This window comes from Rhodococcus sp. WY5, from assembly GCF_018588185.1.
Lineage (GTDB): Bacteria > Actinomycetota > Actinomycetes > Mycobacteriales > Mycobacteriaceae > Rhodococcus_F > Rhodococcus_F qingshengii.
Genome location: NZ_JAAMPR010000001.1, coordinates 3,701,599 through 3,716,708 on the forward strand (window position 1 = coordinate 3,701,599; position 15,110 = coordinate 3,716,708).

19 protein-coding genes are annotated in these 15,110 nt (G+C 61.6%); 10 read left to right on the forward strand and 9 right to left on the reverse strand.

Annotation, left to right across the window (positions count from 1 at the left end):
• The first annotated feature begins 1 nt into the window (after window position 1).
• Both G4D79_RS17300 and G4D79_RS17305 read left to right on the forward strand, forming a co-directional pair.
• Window positions 2-1,033 (forward strand): cupin domain-containing protein, encoded by a 1,032-nt coding sequence (locus G4D79_RS17300; RefSeq protein ID WP_214514266.1) that lies wholly within the window; start codon window positions 2-4, stop codon window positions 1,031-1,033.
• 18 nt (window positions 1,034-1,051) lie between these two features.
• On the forward strand, window positions 1,052-1,573 hold the full coding sequence (locus G4D79_RS17305) for a hypothetical protein (protein WP_003941639.1): 522 nt from the start codon (window positions 1,052-1,054) through the stop codon (window positions 1,571-1,573).
• A gap of 48 nt (window positions 1,574-1,621) precedes the next feature.
• Here the strand turns inward: G4D79_RS17305 and G4D79_RS17310 are convergent, their stop codons facing one another.
• Window positions 1,622-2,308, reverse strand: coding sequence for a GntR family transcriptional regulator (locus tag G4D79_RS17310; protein ID WP_214514267.1), 687 nt, complete (start codon window positions 2,306-2,308; stop codon window positions 1,622-1,624).
• Window positions 2,309-2,436: 128 nt separating this feature from the next.
• Between G4D79_RS17310 and G4D79_RS17315 the strand changes: the two genes are divergently transcribed.
• Genes G4D79_RS17315 through G4D79_RS17325 form a run of 3 tightly spaced genes read left to right on the forward strand, consistent with a single transcriptional unit; the run spans window position 2,437 to window position 5,355 of the window.
• Complete coding sequence (locus G4D79_RS17315; RefSeq protein ID WP_214514268.1) at window positions 2,437-3,357, forward strand: sulfurtransferase; 921 nt, start codon at window positions 2,437-2,439, stop codon at window positions 3,355-3,357.
• A gap of 43 nt (window positions 3,358-3,400) precedes the next feature.
• Window positions 3,401-4,246: a hydroxyethylthiazole kinase gene (gene thiM / locus G4D79_RS17320; protein ID WP_214514269.1), complete on the forward strand. Its 846-nt coding sequence runs from the start codon at window positions 3,401-3,403 to the stop codon at window positions 4,244-4,246.
• On the forward strand, window positions 4,246-5,355 hold the full coding sequence (locus G4D79_RS17325) for an LLM class flavin-dependent oxidoreductase (protein ID WP_007735443.1): 1,110 nt from the start codon (window positions 4,246-4,248) through the stop codon (window positions 5,353-5,355). Before thiM ends, G4D79_RS17325 begins: the two co-directional genes overlap by 1 nt.
• Here the strand turns inward: G4D79_RS17325 and G4D79_RS17330 are convergent.
• Entirely contained in the window at window positions 5,348-5,698 is a 351-nt protein-coding gene (locus G4D79_RS17330; RefSeq protein ID WP_047270827.1) for an inorganic pyrophosphatase, read from the reverse strand. The two genes, G4D79_RS17325 and G4D79_RS17330, sit on opposite strands and share 8 nt — an antisense overlap.
• A 2-nt stretch (window positions 5,699-5,700) precedes the next feature.
• Entirely contained in the window at window positions 5,701-6,480 is a 780-nt protein-coding gene (locus G4D79_RS17335) for an AraC family transcriptional regulator (RefSeq protein WP_250887540.1), read from the reverse strand.
• Between the two features lie 56 nt (window positions 6,481-6,536).
• Here G4D79_RS17335 and G4D79_RS17340 point away from each other — a divergent pair, with 56 nt between their 5' ends.
• Window positions 6,537-6,929 (forward strand): VOC family protein, encoded by a 393-nt coding sequence (locus tag G4D79_RS17340; protein ID WP_214514271.1) that lies wholly within the window; start codon window positions 6,537-6,539, stop codon window positions 6,927-6,929.
• Between the two features lie 72 nt (window positions 6,930-7,001).
• Here the strand turns inward: G4D79_RS17340 and G4D79_RS17345 are convergent, their stop codons facing one another.
• The 5 genes from G4D79_RS17345 to G4D79_RS17365 all read right to left on the reverse strand — a co-directional run bounded on the left by G4D79_RS17345 (window position 7,002) and on the right by G4D79_RS17365 (window position 10,391).
• On the reverse strand, window positions 7,002-8,045 hold the full coding sequence (locus G4D79_RS17345) for an alpha/beta hydrolase family protein (RefSeq protein WP_214514272.1): 1,044 nt from the start codon (window positions 8,043-8,045) through the stop codon (window positions 7,002-7,004).
• A 151-nt stretch (window positions 8,046-8,196) separates the two neighbouring features.
• Window positions 8,197-8,535, reverse strand: coding sequence for a DUF3349 domain-containing protein (locus tag G4D79_RS17350; protein ID WP_214514273.1), 339 nt, complete (start codon window positions 8,533-8,535; stop codon window positions 8,197-8,199).
• Window positions 8,536-8,546: 11 nt separating this feature from the next.
• Window positions 8,547-8,873, reverse strand: coding sequence for a DUF3349 domain-containing protein (locus tag G4D79_RS17355; protein ID WP_308252590.1), 327 nt, complete (start codon window positions 8,871-8,873; stop codon window positions 8,547-8,549).
• A gap of 34 nt (window positions 8,874-8,907) precedes the next feature.
• Window positions 8,908-9,189: a hypothetical protein gene (locus tag G4D79_RS17360; protein ID WP_003941641.1), complete on the reverse strand. Its 282-nt coding sequence runs from the start codon at window positions 9,187-9,189 to the stop codon at window positions 8,908-8,910.
• A 14-nt stretch (window positions 9,190-9,203) separates the two neighbouring features.
• Window positions 9,204-10,391, reverse strand: coding sequence for an inorganic phosphate transporter (locus tag G4D79_RS17365; RefSeq protein ID WP_047270833.1), 1,188 nt, complete (start codon window positions 10,389-10,391; stop codon window positions 9,204-9,206).
• 187 nt (window positions 10,392-10,578) lie between these two features.
• On the opposite strand from G4D79_RS17365, the gene G4D79_RS17370 reads away from it, so the two are divergent.
• Together G4D79_RS17370 and G4D79_RS17375 are read left to right on the forward strand one after the other, a co-directional pair.
• Complete coding sequence (locus G4D79_RS17370; RefSeq protein ID WP_250887541.1) at window positions 10,579-10,974, forward strand: PPOX class F420-dependent oxidoreductase; 396 nt, start codon at window positions 10,579-10,581, stop codon at window positions 10,972-10,974.
• Window positions 10,975-11,070: 96 nt separating this feature from the next.
• Complete coding sequence (locus G4D79_RS17375) at window positions 11,071-11,529, forward strand: DUF5994 family protein (protein WP_214514276.1); 459 nt, start codon at window positions 11,071-11,073, stop codon at window positions 11,527-11,529.
• Window positions 11,530-12,208: 679 nt separating this feature from the next.
• Here the strand turns inward: G4D79_RS17375 and G4D79_RS17380 are convergent.
• Window positions 12,209-13,150, reverse strand: coding sequence for an alpha/beta hydrolase (locus G4D79_RS17380; RefSeq protein WP_308252591.1), 942 nt, complete (start codon window positions 13,148-13,150; stop codon window positions 12,209-12,211).
• A 111-nt stretch (window positions 13,151-13,261) separates the two neighbouring features.
• Here G4D79_RS17380 and G4D79_RS17385 point away from each other — a divergent pair, with 111 nt between their 5' ends.
• Together G4D79_RS17385 and G4D79_RS35255 are read left to right on the forward strand one after the other, a co-directional pair.
• The gene (locus G4D79_RS17385) at window positions 13,262-14,227 is read left to right on the forward strand and encodes a YafY family protein (protein WP_007735427.1); all 966 of its coding nucleotides are present in this window, start codon (window positions 13,262-13,264) and stop codon (window positions 14,225-14,227) included.
• A 122-nt stretch (window positions 14,228-14,349) separates the two neighbouring features.
• Window positions 14,350-14,970: a YdeI family protein gene (locus G4D79_RS35255; RefSeq protein WP_214514277.1), complete on the forward strand. Its 621-nt coding sequence runs from the start codon at window positions 14,350-14,352 to the stop codon at window positions 14,968-14,970.
• The last annotated feature ends 140 nt before the right edge of the window (window positions 14,971-15,110 follow it).

Below are 15,110 nucleotides of genomic sequence, written 5' to 3' on the forward strand. Positions count from 1 at the left end.
CATGTCTACACACGTTGCCTCACTACGCAATGGCCCCAGTGTCTTCGAGAACGAACTCGGGTCGATCTCGCAGCTCGACACGAGTTCGTTGCCGATCCTGTCCGGTCTGTCGATCAAACGAATTGTTCTCGGTCCCGGCGCGATCCGTGAACCACAATGGAACGTCAACGCGAACCAGATCGCCTACATCACCAGCGGAACCGTGCTCGTCTCGATGCTGGGCAATGCCGACGAGTTCGCCAGTTTCGTGGTGCGAGCGGGGCAGATGTATCACGTCGAATCCGGCGCGATTTATCACATCGAGAATGTCGGAGAGGAGGAGGCGGAGATCATCGCTGCCCTGCGTACTTCACTCCCGCAGCACTTTTCGTTGCAGAGTAGCGTCAGCGCAATGTCGAACGCGGTGCTCGGCAATACCTACGACCTCGCCGCGTCAGCCTTCGACGTCTTCGGTAGGGCCGATGCGTCCCAGATAGTTCGGCGGGACGGCGCCGCCGTCGTTCCCGATACCGCCGGCTTTCCCAACGCGCATCTCTTCGATCTCGAAGGCCAGATCGCGCCTCTCGCATATCCGTACGGACAGGCGAAAGTGGCGCGAAAGCAGTATTGGGCGGCGCTGGAAGATCTTTCGATGTACTCGTTGACTATTCGCGAGAGTGGAATGCGTGAGCCACACTGGCATCCCGTCACTGCCGAAATGGGATACGTGCATCGTGGTCATGGGCGGATGACGGTTCTCGATCCCGACGGATCACTCGACACCTACCTACTGGAGCCCGGTCAGGTGTATTTCGTTCCGCGTGCCTATCCCCATCATATCGAGGTTCTAGGCGACGAGGACATCAATTTCCTCATCTTCTTCGACCAGCCGACGCCGGGCGACATAGGCTACCGTGCAACGGCTTCCGCGTTCTCGCGCAGCGTTCTCTCGGCCTCGTTCGGCGTTCCGGAGCGGGAGCTGCCGCACTTCCCTTTCACCCCGATCGATCCGCTCATCGTCTCGCGGATCAATCCGATCGACCGCCAGCACTGACCGGCAAGGACGCCCATCATGACCACCACGCTCACCGTGACCGATCACGGGACGACGCTCGACTTCACGTACGAGGACGCCCTCCGCTATCACGGTCCGCAGGCCCCGGGCGGCGTGGCCCATGCCTACAAGGTTCTCGAGCGTGCTCTCGGTGTGTTCGGCGCGGAGGGCTCCGTCGAGCGTCGTGACCTGGTCGTGGCCACCGCACACGGCGGACCAGGAGTGCGCGATGCGTTCGAGTTGGTCACGCGCGCGGTGACCGAAGGGCGGTACACCGTTGACAGATCCTTGGCCAGGCGTGAACGTGGAAACACGCTCGCGCTGTATGTATTTCGGATCACCTATCGCGGCGCGAGCGTCACGCTGACTGTTCGGGAGGGGTTCGTCGTCGACGAGTTCATCACTCTGTCCCGTAAGTCCGACCGGACGGCCGAAGACGAGTCACGGCTGACAGAGCTCAAGCAGGAGATGGCGGATCGAGTGATGTCGAGCCCGGCCGAGAGCGTGTACGACGTCGACACCGGCACGCTCCCCGTCTGAGCGACGGCGGCGCAGGCGTCGGCGTGCAGAAATCTGGGCTGTCTGAAGTCAGCGGCTGGCGAACATCCTTATTCGTTGGTCGCGGCTGCGCTCGAGATGGTTGCGCATGTGACCACGTGCGGACGATTCGTCCCGGGCGCGGATGGCGTTCAGGATCTCTTGATGCTCCGAATTGAGCAGGTCAGGTTCGCCGTAGTTCGACGGCGGGCCGCTGTCGTAGATTCGCAGTTGGGTGGTGAGGCGGATCAGCAATGAGGTGATCGTGGAATTGTGGGCGGCCTGCCAGAGGGCCTTGTGAAACTTGAAGTTTCCGGCACGAACCTCGGTACCTTCTGTTGCAGTGCAGCAGAACTCGTGCAATCCGTCCAGGCGGGCAAGGTCGAGATCGCTGTGGCGGAGTGCGGCGGCGCCGGCGGCTTCCGATTCGAGGGCAACCCGCGCTGCGTAGATTTCGATGACGTCCTCGGGTGTGCCGGAACGGACACGAAAACCGCGGGCGGCTCGTTCGAGTAGACCGTCGTGCGCGAGCCAGTTGAGTGCCTCGCGGATCGGGGTACGCGATGCGCCGTACGATTCGCACAATTGAGTCTCGTGCAGCGGAGAGCCCTGGGGGAACTTGCCGGCCAGGATGTCGGCTCGCAGGCGCAGGTACTGCCGCGAGGTCTGATCGGACCGGCCCAGCGCAGCCTCCGGCACCAGCAGATCGGTGGTGCTCGTATCGGCGTCGAGATCCATGTGTCCTCATTCCTGTGCATGCAAGTAGAGCGCGTTCGATTATGCCATCGGCGACGAGTGAGTACTTGCGTATACGCTAGTACTCATTTAGATTCGTGCTTGTTCGTTTCCGAGGGAGAGGGTCTGAAGTGGCTGGAGAGACCGCGTCGCCGCTGGTGAGTGCTGCTGAACTCGACGCGATGCTGCGCGAGGGAGGCGTCGCTGTGCTCGACGCGACGGTTCATTTTCCTCCCGCGCGATTCGACGGCGACTATCGCCCGGAGTCCGGGTACGACGGCTGGGTTTCCTCGCACATCCCGGGTTCCCGACACGTCGACCTCATGGACGTCTTTTCCGAAAGGGAAGCGGCGCTGCATTTCACACGCCCGTCAACGGAGCAGTTGATTTCCGATCTCCAATCCAGTGGTATCGAACCGGGTGCGACAATCGTGATCTACGACCAGGGTTCGACCACTTGGGCATCACGGCTCTGGTGGGTGTTTCGCAACGCCGGCATCGAAGCAAGGGTCCTCGACGGTGGCCTCGCCGAATGGACTCGATGCGGCTTCGCCCTCGCGAGCGGCGACGACGTCACCCACACGTCGGCGTCGAAGCGTTGGAGTGTGACGGACCTCGGCCTGTGGGTCGATCTACCTCGCGTTGCCTCACTGTCCTCAGGAGAAGAAGCCGGAACGCTGGTGTGCGCGCTGGCGCCTGAGCAGTACGAGGGAACGGAGAAGACGCGATATTCGCGACGCGGACATATTCCGTCAAGTGTGAATCTGTCTGCGAAGGGTCTTCTCGACGCCGATGCCCGGATGCTTCCGGCGGACGATGTTCGGTCGAAATCTGCTGACGTTCTACCAGCCGCCGCTGAACCTGTCGTGATCTATTGCGGCGGTGGAGTTTCGGCGTGCCTGACAGCACTCGCACTGATCCGCGGCGGCTATGAGGACGTCAAGGTCTATGACGGTTCGTTGGAGGAATGGACTGCAGATCCGACTTTGCCGATGGTTGTCGGCGGTGAGCCCGGCGGCGCGCTTGCGGATGTTCGATGTCCGCGGTCCTGAATCGCCGCAGTCCTCAATTACCTCCCGTCCTGAAGGAATTCTCATGTCTGACACTGTCTCTGTCGAAACCGTCGCGTCGGCGATCGACGCACTCCGCGATCAGGTACCGCTCGTCCAGTCGCTGACCAACATCGTTTCTGCGAACTTCTTGACCAATGTTCTGCTCGCCGCCGGCGCAAGCAACGCTCACATCGACAACGTCCACGAAGCGGGTGGGTTCGCTGCCATCGCCGGGGGAGTGCTCGTCAACCTCGGAACGCCGGACGACGGGACAGCCGAAGCTTTCCTGATAGCAGCAGAAGCGGCCCGAACTGCCGGTACGCCATGGGTTTTGGATCCCGTCGGTGTCGGCGGACTACCCTGGCGGAGCGGTATCGCTGTGGACTTGTTGCGCTTTCACCCCAGCGCAATCCGGGGGAACGCGTCGGAGATCATCGCTCTGGCCGGACTCGGCGGTGACACCCGCGGCGTCGACAGTGCCTCCGATTCCGCCGACGCAGTGCCCGCCGCTCTGTCACTCTTGAAGCATGCAGATGCCGTGTCGGCATCCGGACCGGTCGACTACATCGTCGGCCGCGATGCGGGCGGTGACGTTCGGGGCATCCGAGTCTCCGGTGGCAGCGCACTGTTGCCGCGCGTGACCAGTACCGGTTGCTCTCTGGGCGGTCTTGTCGCCGCCTACCTCGCCGTCACGTCGACCGCGCTGGACGGATTGGTTGCCGCGCACACGCATGTTGCCGTGGCATCGGAGATCGCCGAGGAAAATGCCTCGGGCCCCGGTTCTTTCGCGGTCGCGTACCTCGACGCGCTCTACAACGTGAATGCGGACACCATCCGCTCACGTGCCCGAATCGAATCGTTCGACCTGCCGGCTGGAGTGCAGAACTGATGGGCATCAAGACATTCTGGTATCTCACCCAGGCCGACGGGGACTACCCGTGGAGCCCCGGTGGGCTGTTCCCCGTGGACGGGGCCAGGCAGATCGAGCTCGCGAAGACCATCGACGACGGCGGATTCGAAGGTGCGCTTGTTGCCACCTGGCCGAACGATCCGTTCATCTCGGCGACGTGGGCGGCAGCGCACACCACGCGCATGAAGTTCCTCGTCGCCGTCTACGCGAACATGACGCCGGCGCGACTGCTGGCGGAGAAGGCATTGACTTTCGACGCCTTCAGCGGCGGCCGACTGTTGATCAACTCGGTCAACGGACGCGAGAACATCCTGACCAAGTACGACATGAACGTGCCCCACGACGAGCGTTACGAGTTGGGGGAGCAGTACTGGGCGGACTTCCGCCGCATCTACGCCGAAGGCACGGAGTCGAACTTTCCCAACACACCACTGCGTATCGATGCGCCCGCTGGGCATCAGGTTCCGCTGTGGGGTACCGGTGATTCGCCTGCAGGCCTGGCGAATTCAGGCAAGGTGCTCGACACCTACTTGGCGATGCTGCGCGAGACTTCGTTCATCGAAGACAAATTCTCTGCCGCACGGGCGGCGGCGGAGGCAGCCGGGCGCGAGTTCACCGACTTCGGTGCGCTCACCGGTGTGATCGTTCGCCCCACCAAGGCGCAGGCGCACGACCGGTTCCGTTCGTTGTTCGAGAAGACGGGCGTCGAGCAGATCGCTCATGTCTTGGACAACGCAGTGCGTCGTCGTACTCAGGGGAAGCAAGACCTCAAGACCTTCACCGCCCGCGACGCTCAGCGACAGGGTTGGGCGGACAAGATTGCCTCCGGCCGACTTCCGGAACCGGAGGAGTTGTACGTCGGTGACGGGCTGTACGCGGGTATCACGGCGTGGTCACCCCTCGACATCTTCGGCACCGGGTCATCGGCCGTGTACTACGTCGGCGATCCGGATTCGATCACGGACTCGGTACGCACGCTTCGCAGCCGAACCGGTTTGACTGCACTGATCCTGGCAGGTTGGCCTCTGATCGAGGAAGCGAAGTGGGTTGCGGAGCATCTTGTTCCGCGATTCGACGAACTCAGCTGACGGCGCGCCGCAAGACAGTGGCACCGAGACCTAGAACGTCGCGGAGAAATGCTGTGGCAGTGTCGATTTCAGACGCAGTACATTCGAGAAGGATCTTGACTTCCACGTCCTTCTTGACGATGTCGGCAACAACGGCCACGGCGACAACACCGTTGCCGACGGCCGAGCCTCGGAACAGATCGATCCCGTCGCCGTCCGCGCTGACCGTGCCGTCGAGATAACCGTAGTCGAGCGGATAGATCGCATCGGGGTACCGCGGGTGTGCCGACCCTCGGGGGCGATCGATCACGACAGCTGACGTGGCAGCCAGGTGATCGAGGGCGGCGAACAGTTCTTCACTCATCGTTACCGGTGCTCGCGCAGTAGCTGAGTCGGTGTCAGGCCTGCCAGTGCACGCGTATCGCGTGCGAGGTGGGCTTGGTCGGCGTAGCCGGCGCGACCGGCCAGCGACGACAGCGTGAGATTTGCGCCGCGGCTGAGAGTCAACACGTCCTGCATTCGTTGCACCTTCTGAATCAGTTTGGGGGACAGCCCGACCGCCGATGTGATCGATCGTCTGAAATGACGTTCGGAAACACCGAGGTCTGCAGCAATCTCTCGTATCGGCGTGGAAGGGGAGGAGATGAGCGCGGAGTAACCACGCTCGATTCCGTGGTCGGGTTCCAGTCCGCGCCACAACTGGCCCAGTAGGTGAGCGTCGACTGCCTCGTGGCTCAGGGCGTCGGCAAGTACCCGCGCTTGTCTGGAAGTGAGGATGTCGTCGAAGGAGATCTTCGAATCCTGCACCGCGTCGGCAGCTGTGCCGAGCAGGCTCCGCAGAGCCGGTGGATTGATCCGGATGCCCCACATGGTTGTACCGGCGGCGACCGAAACCAGATCGGCACCGGTGGCAGGTCCGACGAGCCACGACTTTCCGGTGCTGTCGACGATGAAGTCGGCGCAGAGATCGGGAAGAATCCGCTTTGCTTCCGTGGGCGTATGGGCTTCGCTGGTGCTTTTCCACGTGCAACTGAAGAGGCCGGCCGAACCGGTGATCCGAGTCTCGACATAGGTGTGGCCGTTTTGTTCAAGACTCGACGCTACCGTCCGACTACCGTCGAGAGCGAGGGTGTCAGTGCCGGTCATCAGATCATCGTCACACACTCGCCGATCACTTCTCGACCCGAAACAGGAGAAATACCGTGTCCGTCTCTCCGAGACTCGATCTCGTCGAAATCGTCACCAACGATCTCGCGCGTTCCCTCGCGTTCTACCGAACCCTCGGGCTCGACATTCCGGAAACACCCGCTGACGCTCCGCATGTGGAGTTCACTTTCGACGGTGGGCTTCGGCTGGCCTGGGACGCGCTGTCCACCATCGCGAGCTTCGATCCGGACTTCGCTGTCGGGGAAGGTCGACACCCCGTCGCTTTGGCCTTCGATTTCGGGACTCCCGCCGCAGTAGACGAGGCGTATCAGCGCATGACAGCCGACTTCCCCGGGCACAAGGCGCCCTTCGACGCCGTATGGGGGCAGCGTTACGCCGTTCTTCTCGATCCCGACGGCAATACCGTGGATCTCTTTGCCGCGCTCTGAATTCGAACGACGCAGGCCCCGAACGAATATCGGTCGGGGCCTGCGGTTGTCGGTGATCGAGTCGTTGTCAGTTCACCAAGCGTTCAGGGTGTCGAGGATCTGGCCTCGGGCCTTCCACAGTTCTGCACCCCAGTACGGCCACGAATGAGTGCCGTTGGCCGGGAAGCTGTACGTTGCCGGAATTCCCAGGGAGTTCATGCGCAGTTGGAATGCCCGTGAGTTCATCAAGGCAAGGGCCTCGAGCCCGATGGCGCTACCGGTATTCACGAAGTCGACGGGCCGACGCGGTTGATCGAACTGCCCGGGCAGGCCGCTCGCAGCGGATATGTACAGCGAGAGCCCAGCCAGTTCGGGTGCAAACACGAAGGGATCGTTGCGGAGCCAAGCGGGGTTCCACGGCGGTCCCCACATTGCATCGACATTGAAGGACCCGGCGCTGACCATGGCCACCCGGATCGCCTCACGCATGCCTGGAGCTGAGATGTTGAGGTATCCCGAGAGCGAACCGGCGAACTTGAACTGATCGCGGTGGTAGGCGGCTAGCGTCAGTGCCGCGCTGCCACCCATGGACAGTCCGAGCACGCCGTTGTTGGTTCGGGAGACGCCGCGCGATTCCAGATAGGCGGGAAGTTCCTGGGTGAGGAAGGTTTCCCATTTGTACGTGACCGGCTGGCGATTCAAATTGCTGTTCGCATACCAGTCGGAGTAAAAGCTGGACTGCCCGCCGACCGGCATGACCAGGGTGACGTTGTCGCCGCGATACTGCTCGAGAGCGTTGGTCTCGAAACTCCATGCGTTTCGGTCGTCGCGTGCTCGTAGGCCATCGAGAAGATAGAGCGCCGCGTTGCCGCCGCGCGAAGCCCACTGGATCTGAACCTTGATCTGTCCCATCGACGAGTCTACGAACACTTCCTCGTAGCCACCGGCCGGGGCGGTACGCGCGGGCGCTGCGGTCGCTACCGATCCGCTGATCAGGCCTGCGGTCAGGGGGAGTGCGAGTGCTGTCGCTGCGAGGCCCAGGATCCGACGCTTGATTCGTTTCGAAATACGGTTTCTCGAAAGATCCGGGTTCGAAATATCTGGGTTCTTCGCCAAATCTGTGTGAGCCTCGTGCATGTATCACTCCCGCCCCAAAGGTGCTTGCACACCGAAATCCGACCGAGCCCCCCGAGGCGCGGAATTCCTTATGACACTAAGTGGTCTGTATTGACCTCGACGGCACCGTTACCGGTTCGTTATCAAACTGGTCCGATTTACCGTAATGCCGTCAGGCGTCGTCGACCGGAGGTTGTGCCACGATTTGCCAACCTCCACGAATCAGGTGTTCACGTACCCGAGCGACGTCCGATTCGTGCGGAATATCGTCGGTGACCTTGGTGATGAGGACGCCGATGTCGATCGGATCGACCGAACCGGGAAAGTCGATCGGATCGACCGGAAGCGGAAAGCCGGCGACGAGATCGTCAGCAAGAACGGCGATCTCGTCGCCGGACAGTTGTCGCCGGAGCAGGGCCATCAAAGGGACGTAGTCCTGCTCCGGCACACCGTTCGGATACCCGGCACGCAGCCAGCCGAGTATCGAAGCCAGAAGTGGTGGAAGACTCAACGAATCGAGCTTCAGTGGCTGTCGAGATCAGCGAGGGGCCACCCGGCGGCAGCAAGGACGGAGGCAACGCGCGCGATGTCCTCGTCCGAGGGAGTCTGGCTCGTCAGATCGGCGATCTGAGCGCTGATCTCGTCGCTCGAGATCACCTGGTCGCTGTTGACGTCGCTCAGTTCTGCGAGTGCAGCGCCGATGGCAATGTCTCGAATTTGCGCGTCCGAGAGTTTGCGTCGTAGCAATGCGACCAGCGGAATGCGGTCCTTGGGCGGTATGCCTTCGGGGTAGCCGGCGCGAAGCCAGTCAAGAATGGATTGAGGAAGGGATGGAGTCGGTGCAGTCACGGTGATGTCTTTCCGCTCGTGAGGGCGCACGGGATCAGAAGATCTCGATGCCGAATGTGTGGCTGAGGAAGCCCTGCATGATGAAGAGGATTCCGGTGACGATCGCGATGAGCACGACCGCGAAGCACACCACTGCGCCTGCCACGGCCAACGGACTGCGAGCCGCGACGGCAGTGCTCCCGCCGCCACTGCCACGTTGTCCGGCGTCGAGCGACTTCAGGCCGATTGCGAAGATCGCCGGTAGTCCGGCGCCCAGCAGGAGGCCGACCAGTACGACCTGCCAGAGCGAGTCGACGGTGTTTTTCAAGATATCCATGTCGATTCCCTCTTTCAGGCTTTGACGTCGGTGGTGACGCGGGCGTCCGGACCGGGGACCTCTGCAGGCACCAGGCCGCCGTCCCACTCGGCGTTGACGTTGCTCGGATCGATGGGCTCCTTGCGGGAGCGCAGGTACATCCAGCCGGCCAACGCGATGAGCACGGCGAAGACGACCAGGACACCGGGCAGGCCGCCGACGATGTCGGCCAGTCCCCAGCACAGAGCGCCGACGATTGCAGCGGACGGAAGAGTGATCAACCAGGCGACCGCCATACGTCCGGCTACACCCCAACGAACTTCGGCGCCCTTGCGTCCCAGACCGGTTCCCATGATGGAACCCGTCGCCACATGGGTGGTGGAGAGCGGAAGGCCGAGGTGGCTGGAAGTGAGAATGATTGCAGCAGAGGATGCTTCGGCTGCCATGCCTTGTGGTGCGGCAATCTCGACAAGTCCCTTGCCGAGAGTGCGGATGACTCGCCAACCGCCGAGGTAGGTTCCGGCAGCGATCGCGAGCGCGCAGGTGAGCTTGACCCAGAACGGCATGTCCGCGTCGGCGGAGATGGTTCCGTGGGCTACCAGGGCGAGGAAGATGACGCCCATGGTCTTCTGTGCGTCGTTGGTGCCGTGGGCAAGGGAAACGAGTGAAGCCGAACCGATCTGGCCGAGTCGGAAACCTTTGTCCTTGGTTTCTTCTCCGACGTTGGAGGTGATGCGGTAGATGAGCCAGGTGCCGGCCGCGGCAACCAAGCCGGCCACGACGGGCGCGAGAACTGCGGGGATGACAACCTTGCTGAGGACGCCGCTCCAGGCGACACCGCTCATTCCGAGGGACGCGATTGCGGCGCCGATCAGTCCGCCGAACAGCGCGTGTGAGGAACTCGAGGGGATGCCGAGCAACCACGTTGCCAGGTTCCAGATGATGCCGCCGACAAGGCCGGCGAAGACGATGGTGAGCAGCGCTTGGCCACCCACATTTCCGAGGTTCACCACACCCTTGGCCACGGTGGCAGCAACCTCTACCGAGAGGAAAGCTCCGACCAGGTTCAAGGAAGCAGACAGAGCGACTGCCACCTTGGGCTTGAGGGCGCCGGTTGCAATCGACGTGGCCATAGCGTTGCCAGTGTCATGAAAACCGTTGGTGAAGTCGAACCCCAGAGCGGTTACGACGACGACGAGGAGAACGATGAGTTCCGCATTCACGAGAAGTCATGTTCCAACACCGGCGGGCCACAAATCGACCTGAGACGGGGTCGTTCCGCGACATTTCCACCACTGGGCACCTGTTGTTCACCTTCGTCCGGATAATTGCCCGTTTTGAAACGCCTGAGGCAGAGAAAATTCATTCGCGTGCATGGTCGTGGAGGTTGTGGAGGCATACGCTCGTCTCATGTCCCTGGGCGAAGAGAAGACGATCGCGGTCACCACATTCCGTAAGAGCGGTGACGGCGTAGCCACGCCGACGTGGGTCGTGCCTCTGCCTGACGGACGTATCGGCTTCTGGACTTCCTCGAAGTCGGGTAAGGCCAAGCGTCTGCGGAACAACCCACGCGTCACCGTGGTGCCGTGCAACAACCGCGGAAAGGTTGCCGACGGTGCGTCGCCGGTCGCCGGGACCGCTCAGTTGGTGAGCGGTGGAGCAGAATTCGACGAGATCCGCAGCAAAGTCAAAGCGAAATACGGTGTGATGGTGCCTATTTCGAAATTCTTCAACACCCTCGGTCACATCGGTAATGGTCCGTTCCCGTACGGCGACACCGGCGTGATCATTTCCGTCGATGCGTAGTCGGGATTGCGTAGCGGAGTAGTCTGAAGGTATGGAACCCACGACCGGGCACCTCTGCCTGACGGTTCCATGAATCCTCCGTCAAGGAGCCTCGTCATGGCGCACATCAGCACTCTCGACTATGCAATGGAAGCGCCGCAGCGCCATGTCGGGCAACCTTTCCCGTCGCCGACGCGGACTCCGCGATTCCTGCTTCGTGGGCAAGGTGCCGTCAAGGCATCGGTTGACGGCGCGTGGTTCCCGTGGACCACGAACGTCACGGCGGAGCTTCACGATCTGATATCCGCACTTTCGCTGAGGTTGGGGCCGATCGCGCGGGTTGCGTTCGACTGGAACACGATCAGCAGCGCGCAGCGTCGTATCGACGAGGTCGACGGACTGGAAGTGCGGGGTCCGTACCCTGGCCAGCCCCACGATTTGATGTATCTCGACGACATCTATGGTCGTCAACTCGTTCTGATGATGATTCCGCCGTACACGGATCCGGACCGCGAGTACGAGGTCATGCGGCGGTTGGTGGATCCTGTCCGCAGCGAAACCTATCGGGTGCAGTGAGATCTTTCTGACGTGCGGGGGTCGAATCTCGCGATTCCTGAACATGCGTCCAGTTTGTCTGGTTTGATGGTTCTCGTAACCACGATCTCAGGCGCATTCCTTCAGGTCAGCGCTTGGGCGCGGCAGCTTGACTCCCTGCCGTGTCGTCGGTCCGGCATGTCCACCACCCTCCCACTGTGCGTGAGCGCCGGACCAGAGGAAGCCCCGCCCTCCCCACGGGGGTGGGGCTTCTACTCTGTTCGGGCTGAGCGGCGTTCGCATCGCCGAATCCGCCCGCTTGTTCGGCAGTTCGGGACGCCCTGGCCCGTAGCATCGCCACCGTGAACATTTCCCTACTCGGTGCGGCTGGGCTTCAGGACTGCGCCGACAGTGGAATGGACTGCATGGACGGATTCGAAGCATTCTTTCTTCTTACGGCGGCGGATTCATTCTCGCCTTGATTTGGCTTTCCCTGTGTCTTGTCGGAACGGCCGATGTGGTTTCTGTGTCCGGGCGAGTCGGTGTGTGGCGCGCTGTCGCCTTCTCTGTCGGGATTTGGCTTGTGCCCATCGTCGGGTTGAGTGCATGGTTTGTTTACCGCCGCTCTCGCCAAATCTCGAAGACGGTCGGTCCGGATCAAGCCCCCTACTGGACTTGAATGAGACTGACATTTTCACTGAGACCGCACCTAGCCTTGAAACTATGTGGCATCCTGCCGCTGCAGCCAGTTCAAGATCGCTTGGTTGGTCTCTTCGGGTCTTTCTTGTTGGATCCAGTGACCGCAGTCGAGATTGACTACTTCCACATTGGGCACGAACTCTGTCAGGTTCTCAGCTCTCGCGATCGCGTCACGGTCGCCGTAGATCATGAGTGCGGGCTGTTGGATGATCGGGTCCACCTCCGCCAGCAAATGCCAGTTGCGGTCAAGGTTCCTGTACCAGTTCACACTGCCCGTGAATCCTGCCGATTCGAAGGCGGAGACGAAAACGGCCAATTCGCTATCGCTCATCAGAGGCTCACCGAGTGGTGTCTCTGCTCTGGCGAGATCGATTAGCGCCATACCCGGCTGAGGTTCCCTGAGGGGTTCGTTCTTCCGGTACAGGTTGCGGAGGAACCGGAAGGTGTTGTCTTCGAACACCGCGTCCGCAACGCCCGGCTGTCGATTGAAATGGACGAAGTAGAAATCACCGCCAAGCACGGCTTCCATGAACTCAATCCACGGCTGCTCTCCTCGATCCTGGTAGGGCAGGCTCAGGTTGATCACTTTGTTTACCCGGTCCGGGTGCAACAGGGTCAGGCCCCACACGACAAAGGCGCCCCAATCGTGACCGACAAAGGTGGCATCGTCGTAGCCGTAGGGATCGAGTAGTGCGATGAGATCACCCGCCAAATGTTCGATGTCATAGTCCGTCACTTCGGTCGGACGTGACGAATTGCCGTAGCCGCGTTGGTTCGGGACGATGACGTGGTAGCCCGCCTCGACAAGGGCGGGCATCAGGTATCGCCAGGAATAGGCGTGCTCTGGCCATCCGTGACACAACACGATGGGTTTCCCGGCATTGTGTCGCCCTGCTTCGAAGACTTCGAGTTCCACGCCGTTCACTGGGATGAGGACGGGCCTGGGGAAGTCGGATGGATTCACGGATGCTCCTTTGAGTTCGAGTACCGATCTCGTGTCTGGATCGACCGGTTGCTCCGACGATAGGGAGCATCGTGGACACATAAAGTCCTAGATCGCTGGCAATCTGAAGAAATGCGGAACGATCCCACAGGCCGAGCACTGCAACTGCTCTCGCTCCTTCAGACTCATCGCTTCTGGCACTGTGCCGAACTTGCCGCACGACTCGATGTCACGCAGCGGACGGTACGCCGCGACATCGATCGCCTACGCGACCTCGGCTATCCGGTCGATTCCACGTCCGGAAAATACGGGGGCTACCGACTTGCAACGGGGGCGCACGTGCCGCCCCTGATCCTCGACGATGACGAGTCCGTGGCGGTAGCCGTCGGACTGCGCTACGCCGCCGAGGCCGCCATCGGAGGCATCGAAGAAACGGCGCTGCGCGCGCTGACGAAGATCGAAACACTCCTGCCCCATCGACTACGCCGACGTGTGTCGGCACTGCATTCGAGCGTCAGTTCCATGCGGCGGGCAAATGACGACATCGTCGATCCCGAAGCACTCAGTGTGCTCGCTGCGGCATGTCGCGACCACGAGCACGTTCGTTTCGACTATCGGCGAGGTGATGGCGAGAGCAGCAGACGACTCGTCGAGTCGCACCGCCTTGTCACGGCGGGGCGTCGTTGGTATCTCGTAGCATGGGACCACCATCGTTCGGATTGGCGAACATTTCGACTGGACCGGCTCTCGGAGCCCTGGCTGGCAGGCAGTCATTTCACGCCACGCGAGATCCCGGGCGGTGACGCGGCAGGCTTCGTCGCGAGATCAGTTGGCTCGCCACCCCGTCACCACGATGCAAAACTCGCCATCGAAGCTACGTTCGCCGACCTCGAGGGCGTACTCAGATGGATTGACCACACACCGATCGAGGTGGCAGCGGACCGCTGCCTTGTCGAGATCCGCAGCGAAGATCTCGGCAGGCTCGCCATGACGGTTGCGCGCATTGCGCTCACCGCCCCAGTGGTCGTCATCGAACCAACCGAGCTTGCCGACACCGTCAGTCGGCTCGCCCTTCACCTCAGGGTCTCGCCACCATGACAGTCAGAAGAGGATTGCGCGACAAGACCATTCACGTCCAAGTTGCCGCGGGGACGTGTTCCCTGCGCAGGCCCCTCGTCTATCGAGACACGTATCCGTTTCCCTCTAGGCTTGGAGAGTAAGTGACCGATTCGAAATCATCGCCGCCGGCTTCCGTCCACCCCCCGACGTGGAAGTCCGACTACCCGATCATCCACGCCGAGACTCGCGAACAGTGGCGAACTTGGTTGACGGACAATCACACTGCAGGCCGTGGAGTGTGGTTGTGCTCCTGGCGCACCACCACCAGCCGACCACGCTGCCCCTACCCTCAGGCCGTTGAGGAAGCGATCTGCTTTGGGTGGATCGATTCCACCAACACCATCTTCGACGAAGAGCGCAATTTGCAACTGTTCACACCGCGGAGACGCAAGAGTTCCTGGACCCGACTCAACCGCGAACGCGCAGCTGATATGGAGGCGCGTGGCCTCATGACCGCTGCTGGTCGTGGTGCCATTGCTGCCGCGAAATCCACTGGTTGGTGGACGATTCTCGACCAAGTCGAAGACCTCGAGGAACCATCTGACTTGCAGGCGGCGCTGGACCTGGACACGCAAGCGCGAAGCAACTGGGACAGTTTTCCGCCCAGCGCCCGCAAACAGATGCTGTGGTGGATCGTCAGTGCCGCTCGAGACGCAACACGGGCAGGTCGAATCGCCCATATCGTCAACAATGCGGCCATCGGTCAACGTGCCCGCAGCTGATCCGCGATTCGACCGCGTCCGGTATGAAGGCCGGTCATCATCTGTCCGAGGGGTTTCCCTCGGACCGAAACAAGTCCACCCGCCCCGCAGAAGCGGGACGGGTGGACTCGGTACTCGCAGGTCTGACTTACGTCAGGATG